Consider the following 19,821-nt stretch of genomic DNA (forward strand, 5'->3'; position numbering starts at 1 on the left):
GCGCGATGGCCGCTCCGCTGTGGTGGCTCACTTGGCCGCAAGCACGGTCGATTGGGAGTCGGGCTCGCCCGGATCTTCCGCGTTGAGGAAGGCGGGCAGCGCACCGGCGTCGTCCGTTGCCTCCCCATCACCACCGGCATCGAGATCGAGACCGCGCAGGGGCTCGGGAAGCCAATCGCTATCGGCGAGAAGCCGCTCGGCCTCCTTGGCCATGTCCGGCTTCTTCAGGTGATCAATCAATTGGACCGCCTGCTCGCCCTTGGCCTCGCGCACGGATTCGAGAATGCGCGCCTTGGTGATGCGTCCGAAGTAGTTGGAGACCGTCGGCCGCCAGCCCACTTCGGCCATGTCGAGGCCGAGCGCGTGGGCAAGGCGATCGGCCTCGGCGATGCGCTGCCGGACGCCATGCGGCGAGAGTGCACTGCCGCCATAGCGATCGCCGCGCTCGTAGAGGGCATTGACGCCATAGCTGACGCAATGGGCCAGCAGCGCCATGCGGCTCGCCTCATCGAGAGCGTTGAGCCAGTCCCAGAGCGCGTCGTCATCATCGGGAAGATCGCGCTTCCAGCCCGCATGGCGTTCCTCGACGGCCTTCGCCGAAGGGCTGTCGTTGAGCCCATCGGGCTGCGCGGGGAAGAGGACCTCGCGGACAGATGCGTCGAGGCACGAGATCACGGTGCGATGACGGAATGTGTCGCGCACCAGCTTGTGAAGGAGCACCGTCGTGGCGACATGCGGATTGCCGGCAACGGCATCGCGCAATGCCAGTGTGCGATAGACGGTCAGCTCCGTCATCAGCCGTTCCGGCAGCGGCTTGATGCCATCCTCCTCGTCTTCCTCGTCGGCTTCAGCGGGCTGGCCGCCAAGCGTGATGACCGTGCGCTGGATTGAAGGCGTCGCGGGATCGGCCTCGTCACCACGATGTTCGCGTTCCTCGCCGCTCTCGACCGGCTCCGGCGCCTCGTCCTCCGGTCGGACGAAGCCGCGCTCGACGCGCAACCTACCGTCGGAGCTGACGCTGATGAACGCGCCGGCACGCTTGACCTCGTCCGGATCAAACGTCAGTGGCCGTTCCTCGATCGCCTCGATGGCCTCTTGGATCTCCCCGAGCCGCCGGTCGACCTCGTCCGGCACCTCCTCGGCATCCTGGTACTCGGCTTCGATCTTGGCCTGCTCCGTGTTCAAGGCCTTGAGCGTCTTCTTCTCCTTGGCCGTCATCGCCTTCTCGACACCATCGAGCTCGCGCGAACCGCGCGTGTGGCCGTAGGGGAAATCGCCGGCGACCTCGATCCACTTCCAGCCTTCGGCGGCGATGGTCTCGGCTTCCGTCTTCAGCTTGTCGGCAACCAGGCGGTCGAGAAGCGCCGCGTCCTGCAGCCAGCCGCCATCGTCGGCCTCGAAGAGATCGCGCAGGACGATGCCGCCGGCCGTCTCGTAGGCCTCGAGGCCGACAAAGCGTGCCCGCTTGTCCGAAGCGCGCACGGTCTGCTCGGTAAGCATCCGGCGGATGTGATGGGGCGTGTCGTTGTAGGAGTCGCCGACTGTCGCCCACACCTCCTCCTGGCGCGCATGATCGGTGCTCACGGTGAATGCCATGAGTTGCTCCAATGACATGCCATCGTCGGCATAGACCTCGAGTAGCCGCTCCGACACGGCCGCCAGACGCAGGCGTTGGCGCACGACGTTGACACCGATGAAGAAGGTGGCGGCGATCTCCTCTTCGCCAAGCCCCTTTCCGCGCAGCGTCTGGAAAGCTCGGAACTGATCGAGGGGGTGGAGCGGGGCGCGCTGGACATTTTCGGCGAGCGAGTCCTCCTCCGCCAGAGTCGTGGCGTCGACGTCTCGGATCACGCAGGGAACCGGCGCGGTCTTCGCCATGCGCTTCTGTTTGACGAGAAGCTGCAAGGCGCGATAGCGGCGCCCCCCGGCCGGCACCTCGTACATGCCGGTCTCGTTGCCGTCGTCGTCGAGCTGAGGACGGACGGTCAGCCCCTGGAGCAGCGAGCGTCGCGCGATGTCCTCGGCGAGTTCCTCGATCGAGATGCCCGCTTTCACGCGGCGGACATTCGCTTGGCTCAGAACGAGCTTGTTGAAGGGGATGTCGCGCGATGACGACAGAATGATCTTTGGTTCGGCTTTGGCCACGGCAGTTTCTCCGCGACGGGCCGGCGAGAGACCTTCTCTCATCCCTTCAGCCCGTCACGATAACTGCCGCCTCCCTCTGACTCTCTCCCCGGCAGCCGGCCGCTGGCCGTCCAACGGGCGCGTTGCGGTCGCGGTCTGCCGCGTTGCTCAACGACATGGCTTTTTGCGCATCGTGGCGTCGCGCCATCATGGTCCGCGCCCGGTGACCGTAACCCGACTGGGCCGAGACCCGCCGTGCGGGGCTCGGGCGAGCGGCCGCAGGCCGCGAGGTAGGGCCCGATAGCGGCCGCAGGCCGCGAAGGCGCCCAAACCCTTGTCCGAAATCACAAACCGCTGAAGCCGGGCGGCCGACCGAGAAGCTTTCAGACTCTGATCTTTCGCCGGCAGTCTTCCCACTCGGCATCCCGCTGGCGGCGTTTGCCAAACTTTATAGAGCTGAGTCGCAGAGATTTCGGCTCAGCAGGCCATCTCCTACACGACTAGCGGCTGCCTCGCAGACTCTATCGGGAGCGCCACGAGTCAGGTACGATTCGCCCGAAGGGCGATATTGAAGAAAGGCCGAGCCGTGAGGACGATCAGGCAAAAGAAGATCGAAACGGACGCGGAGCTCTCGCCGGTCGTGTGCTGGACGCGCATGCAGGCGGAGGCGGGTCAGCCGATCGAGGCTATCATCGCCCGCAAGGAATTGGAGCGGAAAGCTGGAGACGGCTTGTTTTGCTGGGGCATTGGCAGCGCACCGCCGCGGAGCCTCGGCGAGGTGTCGCGGGGAGGCAGGGAAGTCGACGTCGTGTTCTCGCTGATGAAGTCGCGGCCGAAGCCGGCAGACGTGACGCCTGCGGGTCTCGTCGTGTGGCGAAGCTACATCGACGCGGAGGGCCGGGAGCGTGACTTGCCCGTGAACAGTCTCATTACGAGCGGTGCGAAGTCCGGCGGTCGGTCGCACTACGCGCTGATGTGCCGTACGGACCAGGCGTTGGCTCTCGATGACCTCGGACCTTTCGATCCTTCGATTTGGCGCAACGTGTCGGAGGCCGGGCGTCCGGTTGGCGCTTCGCAAGTGACGGCCCTGGTGAGGCGCGTGGGGGACACGATTGGCAGCGCCGCCTACCGCGTCAACCTGCGAGCCGTGCTCACGAAAGGCTATTGGGTGAAGCTCGGTAGTCCCTTGCAGATCCCGAAGAGAAAGCAGGGCGAGTTGCTGGAGGCTCTGCAGGACCTTGCTCATATCTCGCCGTCGGACTGGCTGCGGCTGGTGATGGGTCTCAAATGGGAAGGTCGGCGCCGGCGGAAGAGCGGAGAGCAGCAGCTGGCCCTGTTCGCAGCCTGAGGAGGTGAGCGGACGTGGATGTCGACGCGAAGAAGCTGCGGAAGACGCTGCGAGAGTCGGGCCTGAGCAACCGCGTCATCGAAGCGGCTTGGCCGGATTGGTGGAGCGATGGCGCCAACAGCTCGCCGTCGGCGCGGGCCGAGCTTTGCTTCGCGGTGGCAAGAAAACTGGGGCTGTCGCCCAAATCGCTGTTCGATGAACGGGTGGAGTTCGTCTGGCGCGATCATGCGCGCTTCAAGCATGTCACGGCCGAGAGCGAGGCTGAACGTGGCGCGCTCGGCTCGTTCGGCGTATCGATCGGCCGGCAGCTGATCGCGATGACGGGCGCCGGTGTCGCATGGGGAGGGATCACAGCCGGTGAGCTCAGGCGCATGATTCTTGCCCATAACGCCTATGTGGATCTGCAGAGCCTGCTCTCGACCTGCTGGGGGCTAGGCACCCCCGTCATCCATCTGAAGGTGTTCCCGCTGCCTGCCAAGTCGATGCATGCGATGGTGGTCAAGGCGGACGGACGGTATGCCATCCTTCTGGGCAAGGACGGCAATTATCCTGCACCGATCGCCTTCACGCTGGCGCATGAGCTGGGACACATGATCCTGGGCCACCTGGCAGACGGTGGCTCGATCGTTGACCTTGAGGAGCCGGGCAGCACGGGCCCCGATGCCGATCCCGAGGAAAGGGCGGCCGACGAGTTCGCGCTCGAGATCCTGACCGGGACGAAGGAGCCTGTGATCCAGCCCGATACCATTCGCTTCGGAGCAAGGGCGCTGGCGGAGGCGGTCAAGGAAGCGGGACCGAGGGAGCGGATCGAGCCCGGGACCCTGGCAATGTGTTACGCCTATCAGAGCGGCGAATGGGCGAAGGGGATGGCGAGCCTGCGGTCGATCTATACCGAGGCGAAACCGGTCCGTGAGGAAGTGAACCGAATTGCGTCGGGTCAGCTCGACTGGTCGGCGGTCAGCGATGACATGGGCGACTATATCAGGGTCGTGGCGGGGACGGGGGATGCCTGAGGCCGATCTGGTCGACAGCGATGTGGTCTTTAAGCTGAGCTGCTACGACTTGGGGGCGGCCTTCCAGGGGACGTTCGAGGGGCGGGAGAAACCGCGCCGCCTGGGCCTCGCGCAATTCGTGCTGCCGAAGAAGATCCGGAAGTCGTCGCGGGTGCGCGACAAGGACGCCGCGCTGCGCAATCTCGAGGTGCTGCTGGCCTGGGCCGAAGGCGTCGAGCCTACCGATACCGAGCTCGCGCTCGCTGCAGAGATCGAAGATATCGCGCGGACTACGAACCTTGCGTTCGACGGCGGCGAGAGCCAATTGCTGGCCGTGCTGCTCGTTCGAGGACCGGAAAAGCTCTATACGGGCGACAAGAGGGCGATCGTGGCGCTGCGCGCGATCACAGTGGTGCTGGCGCGCGAGGTGGAGGTCGCCGGCCGCGTGGTCTGCTTCGAGCAGGTGCTGATGATGCTGCTTGAGCTGCTGGGCGACAAGGAGCTAGCGGCGCGCGTGTGCCGCGAGGCGGATATCGACAAGACGGCGGCGATCTGCTGCGGGTGCGCGAGCGGGGGCAGCGACAAGGGTAATATGATCGATGGGCTCCAGAGCTACATCGCGCACCTACGGGAGCACAGCGGGACGGGACTGTCCGCCTAGCTCAGCGGTGGTCGCGCAGGAAGACGGCATAGGGATCGGCCAGCTCGGCCACCAGGTCGATCTTGATCAGGTCCTTCTCCGGCTGATTGGTGCGCTCGGGCTCGGGCAGGATTTCGAGGCAGGCCTTGTCGACACGGCCCTGCACGTAGCGGCTGCCGAGGCGGCCGCGCTGATTACCGACGGCGACCCTGGTCTGGTTGAGCGGGAGAAGGTGTTCCTCGCGCCGGAGATCCTTGATCACCAGTGCGAAGCGGGAGCCGCGCACGTTGACCGTCTCGGGTACGGCCAGCCACTCGATGCCATCGGGGGAGTACTCGGTGGCGCGCAGCGGCTCCGCGAAATGGTTCGACTGCATGGCCTGCATGCAGAGGAGGATCGGTTCCTTGCGGGCGGCCATCTCATCGGCAAAGGGTTGCACCATGGTTCGCGGGTGGCAGGTGTTGCCGCCATAGCCCCACATGGCGAAGCCGGTGTCGGTGATCTCCTTGGATTTGCGCGCAATGATGTCTTCAAGAGTTTCCTGTGCGTGGGTACCGACCTTCATGAAGAGGACAGCGGCCCCCGGGCGTACAATCGTGGTCATGTCTTATCCATCAGCTCGAGGTGGTATTCGTCGTCGTGCGCCATCCCGTAGTTGAGGGTCTTGCGTTCGCGGATATAGCGGGCCCGCGGCGCTTTTGATCGGCCGTAGAAATTTGCCAAACGCTGCGGGTCGGTGATGGGATCGCTGGCGATGGCGCGGCCGTTGCCGGGCAGGGCGCTGATCGCGAGATTGCAGGAGCGCAGCTCCGGCGCGTCATCGAGGTGATAGAGATGCAGCCGTGGCGCCATGCGGGATACGTAGAAGCCCCGATCGAGGGCGAACGATTGGGCGCTCGCCAGGACCTGTTTCGGCCAGTCGAGCTCCTCGTCGTCGGCAATGACGACGAGACCGTGACCGTCATAGCCGATTGCTTCCATGCCTCGCTGCGTGAAGACGTTGACGCTCTCGCCGTTGTTGGAGGCACCCCACGGCGGGTTGGTGTAGAAGCAGTCGAACTTCGGCACGGACGGAAAGGCGTCGAGGCAATTGTAGAGGGTCGCGTCCAGATGCTCGAGCCGCTCCTTGTCGGCGAAGCGCTTGACCGCCTGAACGATGCGCTCATCGAAGTCGAAGACGGTGATGCGCGACGGACCGTAGTCGATGATGCCGCGGTTCTGGAGGTAGGCGACACAGATGCTGATGGCGTCGCCGTCACCGATGAAGGCGAGGCGTTTGGCGTCGGCCCAGCTGGCGACGAACTCGCTCTGCATCACCATGTCGCCGGTCTTCATATAGATCTGGTCGAACTCGCGGAGCGGGCGTGGACGATTCTGCACAACGTCCGAGATGGCGTTGATGGCCTGCTTGAGATCGATCGGTTTCGTCATCGGTCACCTGCGGCACGACGCGCCCATACCCGTGTGAATATTGTCTCACCTCGACGGCGAAACGCGCCCACCCACCGCGTTGCGACACAACGCCTGAATTGGGCATCGAACTACGGGCTGCTTGAAGTCTTACACCAGATTCGATCGTGCCGCCGCAGGGGGCAATGTCGTTAAGCCGACGGTGCCCAGATCGCCCAGGTTCGGGTCAAGCAGGTTGCCGACGGCGACTGCCAGCTCCATGTCTCTGGCGGCCACGGCGAGCTATGTCAGACGCGGCTACACGCCAATGTGCACATTTGGAAGAGGTCCCCCGTGTGGGGCGTGTAGAGAAACGTCCCATCGCCGCCCGTCGTGGACCGTGGGCCATCTGCCGAATAAGTTCCAACTAACTAACTAAACAAACAAACTAACAAACCGCCGACCTCTTGGAGAGGCACGGCAGGCTGCCGAATAAGTTGGAACTAATTAAACTAACTAACTAATCCCTGATCTGTTGAAGACACAGGATCTGATGCGCCCGGCGAACGGGTCCGGTCGGTGCCGTATGCGCGTCGTCGAGCCCTGGGACACCAGTAGTCTCAGGACGTCGCAAACGCGATGAGCGCCTCGAAATCGTGATCGTCCGCCCGCTTCAGCGCGGCGATGTAGGCGGCGCGTGCCGCGCCGGTGTCGATGAGTGAGGTCGAGCCCCAAGTGAGCGGTGCGGCCTTCATGCGGTGGACGACGATGTCGGCCATGGCGCGGGTGCAGCGCCCGTTGCCGTTGACGAACGGATGCACGAGTACGAGCCTGTGATGCAGGCGGATCGCCAGCTCGTGTGCGCCGTAGGTCTCATGCTCGGCCCAGTAACGGGCGTCGTCGAGGGCCGCTCGGACCCGTACCGGGACTTCGTGCGGCGGTACGTTGCCGATATTGACCTCATGGGCGCGGTAGGCGCCGGCCCACGTCCACACCGTGCCGAACATGCGCCTGTGCAGCTCGGTGAGATAGCTGTCGGTGAGATGATCCCTGCGCGAGCGCAGCGCCCAGGCGCGGCCCTCCGTAACATTGAGTGCCTCGATCTCGTTGAGCTGCCGGCGATCGACGACCGGCACGCGCAGCGCATGGACTTCCTCGGGCCTGAGCGGCGTCGCGTTGTTCGGCTGCTCGAACAGGTTGTCAGCCATCGCGCCAGAGATCCTTCTCGGTGATGTGACGCGCGATGTACTCGTCGATGCGCTCGGCGTCGATGCCCGTCGCCTGGTCCTCGAGCTGCATGGTACGCTCGACGGCAGCGAGCTCGTGCGCGGCCCGCTCGCGGGCGCGGCGTTGGACCATGGCATCGAGCGGCTCGCGTGGCAGCAGCGCATAGACGAGGTCGCAGCCGAGCGCGTCGGCGGCGTCGCGGAGCTGGCTCAACTTGATGTCGCCGGAGCGTTCCCGCTGTTCGAGCAGGGAGACGCGCTGCTTGTGCAGGCCGAGGCGGCTGGCCAGAGTCTCCTGCGGCATGCCGATGGCCTTGCGGATGGCAGCGATCCAGCCTTGGTGCAGGGACGGCAGTTGGCGGATGGCCGCAGTGGCCGGCAACTGGCGGTCGAGCGCCCGCCGCGCGGCTCTGAGGGTCGGGTTGAGGGACATCTGGTCACCGATTCGATTGACGTAGCCCAGACTTAGGTCAATAGAATAATTGACCATATATGCCTGTAAGTCAACGATATTGATGTCTATATGATGAGTACAGTCAACGACTATGATGTCTGATGCTACCACGTGTTGACAATGTTCCTTATTTGTTCATAGAAAAGTTCCCCTGTGCCGCCCCCGTCGCGGGCTTTCAGGGTGGAAGTTGTCATGTCGCGTCCCGGTTACGCCGAGCTGCAAGTCACGAGCAATTTCAGCTTCTTGCGGGGCGCGTCGCATGCCCAAGAGCTGGTCGCCGTTGCCGCCAGGCTGGGTCACCGGGCCATCGCCGTCACTGACCACAACACCCTGGCTGGCATCGTTCGGGCGCACGTGGCCGCGAAGGCGGTCAAGCTCCAGTTCATCGTCGGCGCACGCATTGACCTGCAGGACGCGCCGAGCCTGCTCATATACCCGACCGACCGGGAGGCCTACGGACGGCTCTCGCGGCTGATCACGATCGGCCGCCGCCGGGCACCAAAGGGCGAATGCCATCTGACGCTCGAGGACGTGTTGGCGCACGCCAGAGGCCAGATCACGATCGCGTTGCCGCCGGAGCGCGGCCTTTATCCGACAGCGGACGGCAGCGACAGCTTCGCGACCTTTCTGTCGAAGCTCGCGGAGACCTTCCCCGGTGCGGCCTATCTCGCCGGCACACATCGTCTCAGCGGAATTGACCGGCATCGGATCGCGCTGCTCGCCGAGCTGGCCGAACGCTGCGGCACGCCGCTCGTCGCCACCAATGACGTGCAGTACCACGATCCAACACGCAAACCGCTTCATGACATCCTGACCTGCATTCGCGAGCACTGCACCATCGACAACGCCGGCCTGCGGCTCGCGCCCAACCCCGAGCAGCATCTGAAGTCACCCGAGCGGATGGCGCTGCTGTTCGAGGGGTTTCCCGATGCGCTGGCCCGCACCGTCGAGATCGCCGAGCGCTGCCGCTTTTCGCTCGACGAGCTGCGCTACGAATATCCGATCGAGCTGACAACCGAGGGCCGCACGCCGCAGCAGGAGCTCGAGCGCCTGACGTGGATCGGCGCCCGCGAGCGCTATCCCGACGGCATCCCCGAGAAGGTGCGCGCCAACCTCGTGCATGAGCTGGCGCTGATTGCCGAGCTCGAGTACGCGCCGTATTTCCTGACGGTGCACGACATCGTCCGCTTCGCACGCAGCAAGGAGATTCTCTGCCAAGGGCGCGGCTCGGCGGCCAACAGCTCGGTGTGCTATTGCCTGGCCATCACCGCCGTCGATCCGGCACAGCACGATCTCTTGTTCGAGCGCTTCATCTCGGCAGCGCGCAACGAGCCGCCGGACATCGACGTCGATTTCGAGCACGAGCGGCGCGAGGAGGTGATCCAGTACATCTATGGCAAGTACACGCGCGAGCGGGCGGGCCTCGCCGCGACCGTCATCCGCTATCGCGCCCGCTCGGCCATCCGCGAGGTCGGCAAGGCCATGGGCCTGTCCGAGGATGTGGTGGGCGGTCTTGCCAAGGGCACCTGGGGCTGGAGCAGCAAGGTCGTCTCCAACAAGCAGGTCGGCGAGATCGGCCTCGATCCGACTGACGGGCGGCTCGCCATGACCCTGGCGCTGGCACAGGAGCTCATCGGCTTCCCGCGGCACCTGTCGCAGCACGTCGGCGGATTCGTCATGACCCGGCGACCGTTGGCGGATCTCGTCCCGATCGAGAATGCGGCCATGGTCGACCGCACGGTCATCGAGTGGGACAAGGACGACTTGCAGGCCGTCGGCCTGATGAAGGTCGATGTGCTGGCACTCGGCATGCTGACGTGCGTTCGCAAGGCCTTCGACCTCATCAAACAGCACTACGGCAAGGACTTCGATCTGGCTTCGGTGCCGCGCGACGATGCGGCCGTCTACGACATGCTGTGCCATGCCGACTCCGTCGGCGTGTTCCAGGTCGAGAGCCGGGCGCAGATGACGATGCTGCCGCGCCTGAAGCCGCGCTGCTTCTACGACCTCGTCATCGAGGTGGCGATCGTCCGGCCCGGCCCGATCCAGGGCGACATGGTCCACCCCTATCTACGCCGACGCAACGGCGAGGAAGCCGTGACCTATGCCTCGCCGGCCCTGAAGGACGTGCTCGGTAAGACGCTCGGCGTACCGCTGTTCCAGGAGCAGGCGATGAAGATCGCCATCGTGGCCGCGGGCTTCTCCGCCGACGAGGCCGACGGCTTGCGCCGTGCCATGGCCACTTTCCGCCATACCGGCACCATCCATACCTTTCGGCAGAAGTTCATCGAGGGCATGGCGCGGAATGGCTACGATCCCGGCTTCGCCGAGCGCTGCTTCAATCAGATCGAAGGGTTCGGCGAGTACGGCTTTCCGGAAAGCCACGCGGCAAGCTTCGCCCAGCTCGCCTACGTCTCGGCGTGGATCAAGAGGCACTATCCGGCGGTGTTCGCCTGCGCGCTGCTCAACTCGCAGCCCATGGGCTTCTACGCGCCGGCGCAGATCGTGCGCGACGCGCGTGATCACACCGTGAAGGTTCTGCCCGTCGACATCAATCACTCCGCGCAGGATTGCACGCTCGAGCCCGCGCCCGAGACACCGGACCGCTTCGCCCTCCGTCTCGGCCTGCGTCAGGTCTCCGGCCTCAATGCCGCCGATGCCGAGAAGCTCGTCGCGGCCCGCGGCAATGGCTATGCCGACATCCCGCAGCTCTGGCGACGTGCCGGCCTGCGCGCGGCTTCGCTCGAGCACCTCGCCAATGCCGATGCGTTCCGCTCGGTGGGTGTTGATCGTCGCGTGGCGCTGTGGGACATCAAGGCGCTGCCGGCGGCGGCGCCGTTGCCGCTGTTCGCCGCCATCGGCGAGGACGAAGTGTTCGACGAGCCCGATGCCAACCTCACGCCCATGTCGCTCGGCGAGCACGTGGTCGAGGACTACCAGAGCCTGCATCTTTCCTTGAAGGCCCACCCCATGGCGCTTCTACGTCACGACATGACCGAGCTGGGCTGCGTGCGCTGCGAGGAGCTTGCCGCACGTCCGAACAACCGTCGTCTGAAGGTGGCGGGCTTGGTGCTGGTGCGGCAGCGACCGGGCACGGCAAGCGGCGTGATCTTCGCGACGCTTGAGGATGAGACCGGCATCGCCAACATCATCGTCTGGCCGAAGGTGTTCGAGAAGTATCGCCGCACGGTGCTGACGGCGAGCCTGCTTGGTGTCGAAGGACCGCTGCAGCGCGAGGGTCTTGTCATCCACGTCATCGCGCAGCGCCTCGTCGATCTCAGCCATCTGCTCGGCACGCTTGGCGACCGCGACACCCTCAATGCCCCATTGGCGCGGGCCGATCACGTCAAGACCAACAGCCACGATCCGCGCGATGCCGGCGGCCGATCACGCGGCAGGCGGGCCGGCGGCTATCGATCGCGGGATTTTCATTGAGGAATGAGGAATGGTGTATCATTTTGCCCACCCTCCGGTATCGCGGAGCTTTCGCCCTCTCGCGAATACACTCAGAACGGCATCCGCAAACGGGGGCGTCCGGGCCTGACCGATTGCAAAAAAGGGCGTCGACCCTCCGGTCTTGGATTTGTTGAGGTCGCCACCAAACGGCGGCTGGTGGAAATTCCGAAATAGATCGATGGAGGCCTCACACCCTATCTGAGTAGCGATCATATGCCGTGATGTTGACGATATTTAGCTCGACTCGACTCTTGTATATTTCGCGCCAAAGGAAATTGATCTCGGCGTCCTTTTCTTCATCGGAAACGTCGACATACCATGCTCTCGGTCGTCCATTCTCTTCGCCGTTCCAGCGGTAGTTTCGAGACTTCAAGATGTCCTTGAACTCAAACGGCGCGTTCGTTGCCCATATACGCCACATGGATCGGCGCGCGTGCACGAGAAGCTGCGCGAGGCCGGTCACGCCCGACTTTGGCAGTATCCGAGAAAGGATCTCGATGGCAGCCAGGCAGTCGTTCGTTGCTCTATGTCGATCATAGAACAATCCGTAGCCGGCCACGAGATAGGCGAGCTTCGTTCCTTCGAAGCCCTCTGCCACCCAATCGATCTCGGACAGCGAACAGGCCCACGGCTTTTTTGCGAAGACCGGCGCCAAGCGCTCTAGAAAACGGCGATCGAACGCCGCGTTGTGGGCGATGATCAGATCGGCCTGCGCTGCAATCGCAGCCACTTCATCTAAGTCGATCGTCTTGCCGGCAACCATTTCGTTCGTGATACCTGTCAGGGTGGCTACGACTTCCGGAATTGGATGCAGCGGCTGCCGCAGACGATCAAACGGCTCCAACACATCGACCACTTCTCCAGCGAGCGTGTAGCGGAAGGGCAGCATGGCCAACTCGATTATCTCGTCCTTCTCCACATTGAGACCAGTGGTCTCGACATCGACGAGGAGGCCGCACCGGCTATCGCGGTTGCTCGTTGCACTTCGCGGCCGCCATGGCTTGAGGCGGCGAAGAATACGATAGTTTCCACTCGCGTCCAGAACGCCTGCAAGTGCCTCGAGGTCTACCGTGTCGGTCATCGTGGTTCGGCGCCTCCGGATCCAGCGTCACCCGCCGCGGCGGCGATCGTGACTTGTGCGGCACGTCCCTGCTCGTGGAACCAGAGATCGAGGATCTTTGCGTCATCGCTCTTTGGCAATGGAACGGCATCGCGAACACGGAAGGTTGTTGGCAGGTTCACTGAGGTTCCAAATACGAGCGCGTGCTGCTTCGGTAGTGACGGCAATCGTTTGAGTACGGCCTCCGAAATAAACGGCGTCATCTGGCGTATTTGGGAGAGGTCGTCCGGGTTCTGAATGCGGTGGATAACAAAATTCGAGCATTGCGAGAGGACAGTCTTGGAGAGTTCGCTTGGTCGCTGGGATGCAACCAGCAGAAACAGCCCATACTTCCGGCCCTCCTTAGCGATGCGCTCATATATCCGGCTGGCATCGATGGCGTAGCGCGACGGACTTTCCGCGATGTACCTGTGTGCTTCCTCCAGAAGCAGATGAACCGGAAACCGATTTCTGGGCTCCGCCTGCCTGAGCAGACGGAACGCCATGCGGGCGAGGACGGAAGCAACCAGCTCGACCACCTCATCCTCGACCGAATTCATGTCGACGATGATGATCTGGTTCTGTTTGACAAGTTGACTGTTGGCCGAAGCAAGTCCGAGAAGTGTCTCGAGGAAGCCAACCAAGGACGGCTCCTGTTCTGCCGGCCGCAACTCGTACCGGAGAAATTGGTATTCCGGCCGTTCCTTGAGTGATTTGAATCGCGTCATCATCTGCGAACAGTAGTCTCGGATCTGCCTGTTCCCGTGAGCCTCTTCGTAGAGGATCGCGAAGTCGAGGCACTCCTCGAGATCGCCGAACGTGAAAGGTGAGCGGTCGTAGGCTGGGAGCTCAACGTCTTCACGCAGTTTGACCCGGACCTCATCCAGGAACTTCTCCAGATTGGTGCTAGGTTGAAAGTTCCCGTATTGGTAGTTGGCGCCGTACTTCTGCAGCAAGCTGGTGCTCAGATCTTTTGTGGGATATTTCTGAAGAAGCGACACTACACGCTGAAATTTCGATACGGGCGAATCCCCATCGGCGCCTCGAAAACACTCGATGATACAGGTCGCGATGAAGTGCTCCCTGATCTCAAGCCCTCTGACCGAGTTTTGGCGGAACAGGCCCGTAAGGCCCAGGGCCGTCCGCAGCACGGGAAGCTGCGTCCGCTCGCTCGCCTGCAAAAGGAGCTCCCACTCTGACTGCTCCAAGAACCAGTGAGGCAGCCGGAATCGTCCTTCATTCGCCGTTCCATCCAAGACTACTCGGGCTACTCCGATGCCCGCATCGTTAGCCAGAGGCGAGAGCGCTTGCGTGTACTCTCCGTTGACGTCGAAGACGACAAACGTGGCGCCACGCGCGTGATGCTCATCCGGCTTCGCGAACAAGGATTGCAGGACCGATGACACGGTGCAGGACTTGCCGCTTCCGGTATTTCCGAGGACAGCAGTATGGCCACCAAAGAAATCATCGATCCGGACCTTGACGTCATATCCCTTGAACACCACGGATTTTCCAATCGTGAGCGCGCGGTAGCGCGTGGCATCGGGCGGCGTCGCAGCCACTTCGCCGACGACTGGAACCCCCTCCACAGGCGCATCCGTCTCGAACACTCGATCGAGCTCCACGTCCAGCGCGTAGAGCGCATCGGCATAGAGCGAAGGAAAGACAGAGACACCAAAGCGGAATTTGGCTAACCGATCCTGCGGCAGCATGCCAACTGGGACCACGTCGAGGTATTTGGCCGAAGATGCCTTGTCCAGGATACCATCGCCCTGGGAAGGCCCTCCGATGTCGCGCTCGCGCAGACCCACGACTTCGACCACCACGTATTCCGATTGCACGGGCACCATTAGGAAAGAGCCGAGCCGGGCCACATAGTGGACATCGTCAAAGCCGACGACTGTGAAGTTGTCCGTCCCTGCGTGCATTTCGACGACAAAGCGATCGGCTGCGACCGAGACAATCTTTCCAATGGCACGCTTCCTGTCGTCTCGGCTCATTCGTCTGCTCCCTTCCTCTTGGGAGACATGGATTCGAGAACCTTTTGCACGGCTTCGTCGATCCGCTCGCTCGGACGTTGCGGCATGAACTCTTCGATGACTGTATCGAAATAGTGCGCTTTGCGACCGTCCTCGGCGCCCTCTCCTCCGATCATCCAGATGCGTGGGTCATTGAGAGAGCGCAGCTTGGCAATTTCCCCTTTCAAGGTCGGATCGACAAATATGACCAACCTGAAGGTCGGTATCGTGAGGGCTTGATAAATGATGTTGTTGATGTGTTCATCTCCAAAGGCGTAGCCGACAGTAAAGAGCACACTCTGCTCGCGCACGATGCGTGATTGAAACTCGCGGAACAGATCGGCATAGGGCGATCCCAGGGCGGAGTTCTGCTTCGCTGGCGTGGGATAGATCATCACCTTGCCCGGGTCTTTCGTGACGGTCGTTTCCCGAATTGGATAGAGGCCGTGATCATCTTCAATCCAACTGATGGATCCATGAAGCTTGCAGAGATACACAAACCCATCCACGGCGGACCATTTGCGGCTTGTTAGATCGAGCTGTTCGGCGAGGGCATACCGAAACGTCGCCGGATTGAATCGGCGCTCGACAACGCCAGAGAAGCCATTCGCGTACGGGAGACCCAGGCGATCCATGGCGGTCTCGTTGAATAAGTCATAGTTGGTGGTGAAGACCCAGGGTCTCGGCAGCGATCGATCGCGGAGTACAAGCTTGCGATAGAATGCCTCATAGAGCCCTATGACCGTGTTATCGCCTTTGGCGAACTGGCCTGACGTACACTTGACCCAGAGGAACGACTGGGCTTTCTTGATTAGCGCGTTGATCGCTTCCAGTTGAGCTGCAGACTCCTTAGCCGAGCTTCGGCCGAGGAAAAAACGAAGGCTGTAGAGGACTTCCATCAACCTCTCGAGATTGCGCGCATAGTCCTCGGCGCCGAAGTCGATGCCGAACTCCTTGGAGAGCAGGTCACGCTCTTTCGCTGTTGGGTATGATGGATCATCGTCTTCACGTTTCTTCGTGAATTCCTTCGCCAAGGGGGCCATGGTCGGGATGCCGACTTCTTGCCCGCCGGAGTAAGATGATGAGCACCCCGCGCCGAGCAGGAAGGCCACATTTCTGGCATTCAGAGATTCTCCGAGAGCTTGCCGGACTCTCTCGGCATCGTCCGGCCATTGACAGTTCCCGTCCTCTTCCTCGTCACCTTTGACAAAACTGAATGTGCGCTTCGCTGCTTGGTCTGCTGCCTCCTCAGGCATGGTTTCCCCCAATCATGTCCCAATACATTTGGTGCCGCCCAAAGTGCGGCAGCGATATCTACGGAGCAAAATGCGGCTCCCACTCTCGGACTGTCGATGCCTTCCAGTGGCGGTCGCCCTTTTCCATTGGGAGCACACCCCTTTCGCAGAGAGCGAGTTGACTGATTCGGTCCGGGCACTGGAGTTGGACCGAACTAGTGTCCACCTGCAATCATTTGGCAGTTGCGAACGAATCATGATCAAGCTGTCATGAAACACTGTGTGCGGATAGGCATGATTGGCACTTCTTACCTCGTAGACCTCAATCCCTCGCAGCGCCGCGCCGTCGGCCATGGTGTTGCGGCGACGGGTGCCAACGTCGCCGGGCCGCTGCTGGTGGTCGCCGGCGCCGGCTCGGGGAAGACCAACACGCTAGCCCACCGTGTTGCGCATCTGCTCCTTCACGGTGCTGATCCGGGCCGCATCCTGCTTCTGACCTTCTCTCGTCGTGCGGCCGCCGAGATGGAGCTGCGGGCCGAGCGCATCGTCGCCGCCACAAGAGGACAAGTCTCCATCCCCGGCCGAAGCCCGATCAGCTGGTCAGGCACATTCCACGCCGTCGGCGCACGGCTCCTACGCTCATACGCCAAGTCGATCGGCCTCGATCCCGGCTTCACCGTGCACGATCGCGAGGACTCTGCAGACCTGATCAATCTGGTCCGTCATGAGCTCGGCCTGTCCGAGAAGGAGAAGCGCTTCCCGCTCAAGGGCACCTGTCTTGGCATCTATTCTCGGGCCGTCAATGCCGCCGAGCCGCTCGAAGCGGTGCTCAGGAAGCAATATCCATGGTGCGCGGAGTGGGAGAACGATCTGCGTGAGCTGTTCGATGCCTATGTCGACGCCAAGCAGAAGCAGCACGTTCTCGACTACGACGACCTCCTGCTCTACTGGGGCGAGCTCATGCAGGTGCCGGAGCTCGCCGGTGAGATTGGCGCACTATTCGATCACGTCCTGGTCGACGAATACCAGGACACCAACGCCCTGCAGGCGTCGATTCTGCGCGGCCTGAAGCCGGACGGCGCCGGCCTGACGGTCGTTGGCGATGATGCGCAGGCGATCTACGGGTTTCGCGCGGCCTCGGTGCGCAACATCCTGGATTTTCCAAACCAGTTCCGGCCGCCGGCGACGATCGTCACCCTGGAACAGAACTATCGCTCGACGGAGCCGATCCTTGCTGCGTCGAATGCCGTCATCGGCCTTGCCCGCGAGCGGTTCACCAAGGATCTGTTCTCGGACCGTACTTCGAGCGAGAAGCCTGCCCTCGTGACCGTCCCGGACGACCTCGGCCAGGTCAACTACATCGTGACGACGATCCTGGAGAACCGGGAAGCAGGCATGCCGCTGAAGCAGCAGGCGGTGCTGTTTCGCACGGCGAGCCACAGCGCCATGCTCGAGATCGAGCTCACGCGACGCAACATCCCCTTCGTCAAGTTCGGTGGACTGAAGTTCATCGAGGCAGCGCACGTGAAGGATCTGCTTGCCGTGCTTCGGTGGGCAGAAAATCCGTCCGATCGCGTGACCGGCTTTCGCGTCATCCAGCTTCTCGAAGGAGTCGGACCGGGCACGGCCGCCAAGGTGCTCGACAGCATGGCCGGTCGATCACCGACCGACGCTCTCGCCCTGTTCCGGCCGCCCGCCAAGGCGATCGATCCGTGGCGCGAGCTCGTCGCGCTCATGCAGGGCCTGATTGACCATGCAGCATCATGGCCGGCTGGCTTCGATCTCGCCCGGCAATGGTATCAGCCGCACCTTGAGCAGAACTATCCGGACGCTGTCGTCCGTGTTGGCGATCTCGATCAGTTGCAACGCATTGCGGCCGGCTATCCGACGCGGGCGCGCTTTCTCACGGATCTTACGCTCGATCCGCCGAGCGCGACGAGCGACGAGTCCGGCGTGCCGTCACGGGACGAGGACTACCTGATCCTCTCCACCATTCACTCAGCCAAGGGGCAGGAGTGGAAGTCGGTGTTCGTGTTGAATGTTGTCGATGGGTGCATCCCATCGGATCTGGGCACCGGCTCGTCGGAGGACATCGAGGAGGAGCGGCGCCTTCTCTATGTCGCCATGACACGAGCCAAAGATCATTTGAGCCTCATCGTCCCGCATCGCTTTTACGCGACGCAGCAGGCGAAGTCCGGCGACAAACATCTCTATGCCATGCGCTCGCGCTTCATTCCCCCATCCATCACGCAGCATTTTGAGCAGCAGACTTGGCCCCGTACCGTCCGCGCCGCGCACACGGGCGTGACATCGAGCGGCGTTACGGTCGACCTCGGTGCGCGCATGCGCGGGCGATGGCGCCAGACGGGATCGTGATGACCAGCGCAGGCAACGGCAGCGAGCTCCACCACCAAGTGCCGGTGCCGCTGTTCAACGGCTCCTGTTCCTCGCTGTCGGCGGCTTTGCGGTTCTCATGTCAACCTGGGAGCTGTGGCGCGGCGTCTGGCCGTTCTCAACATGGCCAGTCCCTGGTTCCTGCTGATCATCGCCGGCGGATGGGCGGTGGGCTTCTTGTTCATTGCCGGCGGCTTGCTCGGCGACGCGGTGGTCTGGCACGTCACGCCGGCGGTATCGAGATCAAGACGCGCAATCCGTTCTGGAGACGCGGCTACCGCTACGCACTTTCGGACATCGCTGGCTTCTCGGTGGAGGAGGTCGACTGGGACAGTGGGGGGCCGACCTGGCGGGTGGTCATGACCAGCCGAGACGGCTACACGCACAAGACCCGCGACTACGACAGTCAGGGTGAGGCTGCTCGCCTGAAAAGCGAGATCGAAGCCGTCCTTCAATCCCATCCCTGACGGCGGTTCTGCTGAACGGCGGAGAGTTCACCCTCCTTACCGGCGGTTCCCCGTGGCGTCTTGCAGCGTGCTCGCCACGGGAATAAATGAGATTTCAGGTGCGGTCGCATCACACAGAAGAGCCCGCTTAGCCAGCTCGGCCTGAACATCGTCGATCTGGTCGAGGAGGAGCTTGACGCACCGCCGCGCTACAACGGTGCGCCGGGGCAGGAGCATTGGGTCATCCGCCATCACCCGGAGACCGGCAAGTGCGTGCTCAGTCGGCTGACGTGGGGGCTCATTCCTCATTGGATCAAGGAAAGCTCACCGAAGCTCAAGCCGTCAACGCGACCGCGGAGCGTGTCGCCAGCGCGCCGATGTTCCGCAGCGCCTACGCCAAGCGCCGCTGTATCGTTCCGATCGACAACTTCTTCGAATGGAAAGCCATCAGGGGGAGCAAGACGAAGCAACCCCATGCCATCGGCCTCAAGACCGACGAGCCGTTTGGCATTGCCAGCATTTGGGAGTCCTGGAAGCATCCCGCTACGGGCATCGTGCACCGCACGTTCTGTGTCATCATCACGACCGCCAACGAGCTCGTGAGCAAAATCCATGACCGAATGCCGGTCATTCTGCCGCCGGAGACTTACGATCGCTGACTCGCGGCAAACGAGCCTGATCCGCGCGATCTCATGGTGCCGTTTTCGTCCGAGCTGATGAAGATCTGGCCCATTTCCACGTGGGTGAACAAACCCGCCAATGACGATCCCAACATTCTAGCCCCAACCGATGACACGCCTAGCCTCATCTAGCGTCGTTCTGCAGCGAGCTTCACGAGCTTGGCGATGGTGCATATGTTGTGTGCCGTCCCATCTTGCGCTGCTGGAGTCTTGAGTTTCGAGCGCCTGAAACCGAACGCGCTATATCCCATAGATTTCGTGGTGCCCGAGCGGTACTTCCGCGTCGGTTGCGCCACGGATGCCGTCGGGCGTGTTCGCGG

14 protein-coding genes and 1 pseudogene are annotated in these 19,821 nt (G+C 62.7%); 7 read left to right on the plus strand and 8 right to left on the minus strand.

Translation table 11 applies throughout. The features are described 5' to 3' along the window. Positions 1–27: 27 nt before the first annotated feature. Positions 28–2,145 (minus strand): ParB/RepB/Spo0J family partition protein, encoded by a 2,118-nt coding sequence (locus CS1BSM3_RS09680; protein WP_072386853.1) that lies wholly within the window; start codon positions 2,143–2,145, stop codon positions 28–30. A gap of 565 nt (positions 2,146–2,710) precedes the next feature. Here CS1BSM3_RS09680 and CS1BSM3_RS09685 point away from each other — a divergent pair. Genes CS1BSM3_RS09685 through CS1BSM3_RS09695 form a run of 3 tightly spaced genes read left to right on the plus strand, consistent with a single transcriptional unit; the run spans position 2,711 to position 5,125 of the window. Further along, a complete protein-coding gene (locus CS1BSM3_RS09685; protein WP_072386854.1) occupies positions 2,711–3,472 on the plus strand; it encodes a hypothetical protein in 762 nt (253 codons plus the stop codon). A gap of 14 nt (positions 3,473–3,486) precedes the next feature. Next, positions 3,487–4,485 carry an ImmA/IrrE family metallo-endopeptidase gene (locus CS1BSM3_RS09690; protein WP_072386855.1) on the plus strand — a complete coding sequence of 333 codons (999 nt, stop codon included), beginning with the start codon at positions 3,487–3,489 and terminating at the stop codon, positions 4,483–4,485. Next, positions 4,478–5,125, plus strand: a complete 648-nt coding sequence (locus CS1BSM3_RS09695) for a hypothetical protein (RefSeq protein ID WP_072386856.1) — start codon at positions 4,478–4,480, stop codon at positions 5,123–5,125. The genes CS1BSM3_RS09690 and CS1BSM3_RS09695 overlap by 8 nt, the downstream gene beginning before the upstream one ends. Position 5,126: 1 nt before the next feature. Here the strand turns inward: CS1BSM3_RS09695 and CS1BSM3_RS09700 are convergent, their stop codons facing one another. The 4 genes from CS1BSM3_RS09700 to CS1BSM3_RS09715 all read right to left on the minus strand — a co-directional run bounded on the left by CS1BSM3_RS09700 (position 5,127) and on the right by CS1BSM3_RS09715 (position 8,152). Continuing rightward, positions 5,127–5,708, minus strand: a complete 582-nt coding sequence (locus CS1BSM3_RS09700) for a hypothetical protein (protein WP_072386857.1) — start codon at positions 5,706–5,708, stop codon at positions 5,127–5,129. Further along, on the minus strand, positions 5,705–6,535 hold the full coding sequence (locus CS1BSM3_RS09705) for a bis-aminopropyl spermidine synthase family protein (RefSeq protein WP_072386858.1): 831 nt from the start codon (positions 6,533–6,535) through the stop codon (positions 5,705–5,707). The genes CS1BSM3_RS09700 and CS1BSM3_RS09705 overlap by 4 nt, the downstream gene beginning before the upstream one ends. Before the next feature lie 578 nt (positions 6,536–7,113). Then, the gene (locus CS1BSM3_RS09710) at positions 7,114–7,701 is read right to left on the minus strand and encodes a mobile mystery protein B (RefSeq protein WP_072386859.1); all 588 of its coding nucleotides are present in this window, start codon (positions 7,699–7,701) and stop codon (positions 7,114–7,116) included. Beyond that, entirely contained in the window at positions 7,694–8,152 is a 459-nt protein-coding gene (locus tag CS1BSM3_RS09715) for a mobile mystery protein A (protein ID WP_072386860.1), read from the minus strand. The genes CS1BSM3_RS09710 and CS1BSM3_RS09715 overlap by 8 nt, the downstream gene beginning before the upstream one ends. A 213-nt stretch (positions 8,153–8,365) precedes the next feature. Here CS1BSM3_RS09715 and CS1BSM3_RS09720 point away from each other — a divergent pair, with 213 nt between their 5' ends. Then, positions 8,366–11,608: an error-prone DNA polymerase gene (locus CS1BSM3_RS09720; RefSeq protein ID WP_072386861.1), complete on the plus strand. Its 3,243-nt coding sequence runs from the start codon at positions 8,366–8,368 to the stop codon at positions 11,606–11,608. A gap of 208 nt (positions 11,609–11,816) precedes the next feature. On the opposite strand, the gene CS1BSM3_RS09725 is transcribed toward CS1BSM3_RS09720, so the two are convergent. From CS1BSM3_RS09725 to CS1BSM3_RS09735, 3 genes are read right to left on the minus strand one after another with little or no spacing between them, the layout of a single operon-like run. Next, the gene (locus tag CS1BSM3_RS09725; protein WP_072386862.1) at positions 11,817–12,710 is read right to left on the minus strand and encodes a 3'-5' exonuclease; all 894 of its coding nucleotides are present in this window, start codon (positions 12,708–12,710) and stop codon (positions 11,817–11,819) included. Beyond that, positions 12,707–14,728 (minus strand): ATP-binding protein, encoded by a 2,022-nt coding sequence (locus CS1BSM3_RS09730; RefSeq protein ID WP_072386863.1) that lies wholly within the window; start codon positions 14,726–14,728, stop codon positions 12,707–12,709. The genes CS1BSM3_RS09725 and CS1BSM3_RS09730 overlap by 4 nt, the downstream gene beginning before the upstream one ends. Beyond that, a complete protein-coding gene (locus tag CS1BSM3_RS09735; RefSeq protein ID WP_072386864.1) occupies positions 14,725–16,002 on the minus strand; it encodes an SIR2 family protein in 1,278 nt (425 codons plus the stop codon). The genes CS1BSM3_RS09730 and CS1BSM3_RS09735 overlap by 4 nt, the downstream gene beginning before the upstream one ends. 273 nt (positions 16,003–16,275) lie before the next feature. Here CS1BSM3_RS09735 and CS1BSM3_RS09740 point away from each other — a divergent pair, with 273 nt between their 5' ends. The 3 genes and pseudogenes from CS1BSM3_RS09740 to CS1BSM3_RS09750 all read left to right on the plus strand — a co-directional run bounded on the left by CS1BSM3_RS09740 (position 16,276) and on the right by CS1BSM3_RS09750 (position 19,480). Further along, the gene (locus tag CS1BSM3_RS09740) at positions 16,276–18,357 is read left to right on the plus strand and encodes an ATP-dependent helicase (RefSeq protein ID WP_072386865.1); all 2,082 of its coding nucleotides are present in this window, start codon (positions 16,276–16,278) and stop codon (positions 18,355–18,357) included. Continuing rightward, positions 18,357–18,842 (plus strand): hypothetical protein, encoded by a 486-nt coding sequence (locus tag CS1BSM3_RS27920; protein ID WP_143149136.1) that lies wholly within the window; start codon positions 18,357–18,359, stop codon positions 18,840–18,842. The genes CS1BSM3_RS09740 and CS1BSM3_RS27920 overlap by 1 nt, the downstream gene beginning before the upstream one ends. Positions 18,843–18,998: 156 nt before the next feature. Beyond that, positions 18,999–19,480: pseudogene (locus CS1BSM3_RS09750) on the plus strand (SOS response-associated peptidase). Positions 19,481–19,821: the final 341 nt, after the last annotated feature.

Origin of the sequence: Hyphomicrobium sp. CS1BSMeth3 (assembly GCF_900117415.1) — a bacterium.
Taxonomy (GTDB): Bacteria; Pseudomonadota; Alphaproteobacteria; order Rhizobiales; family Hyphomicrobiaceae.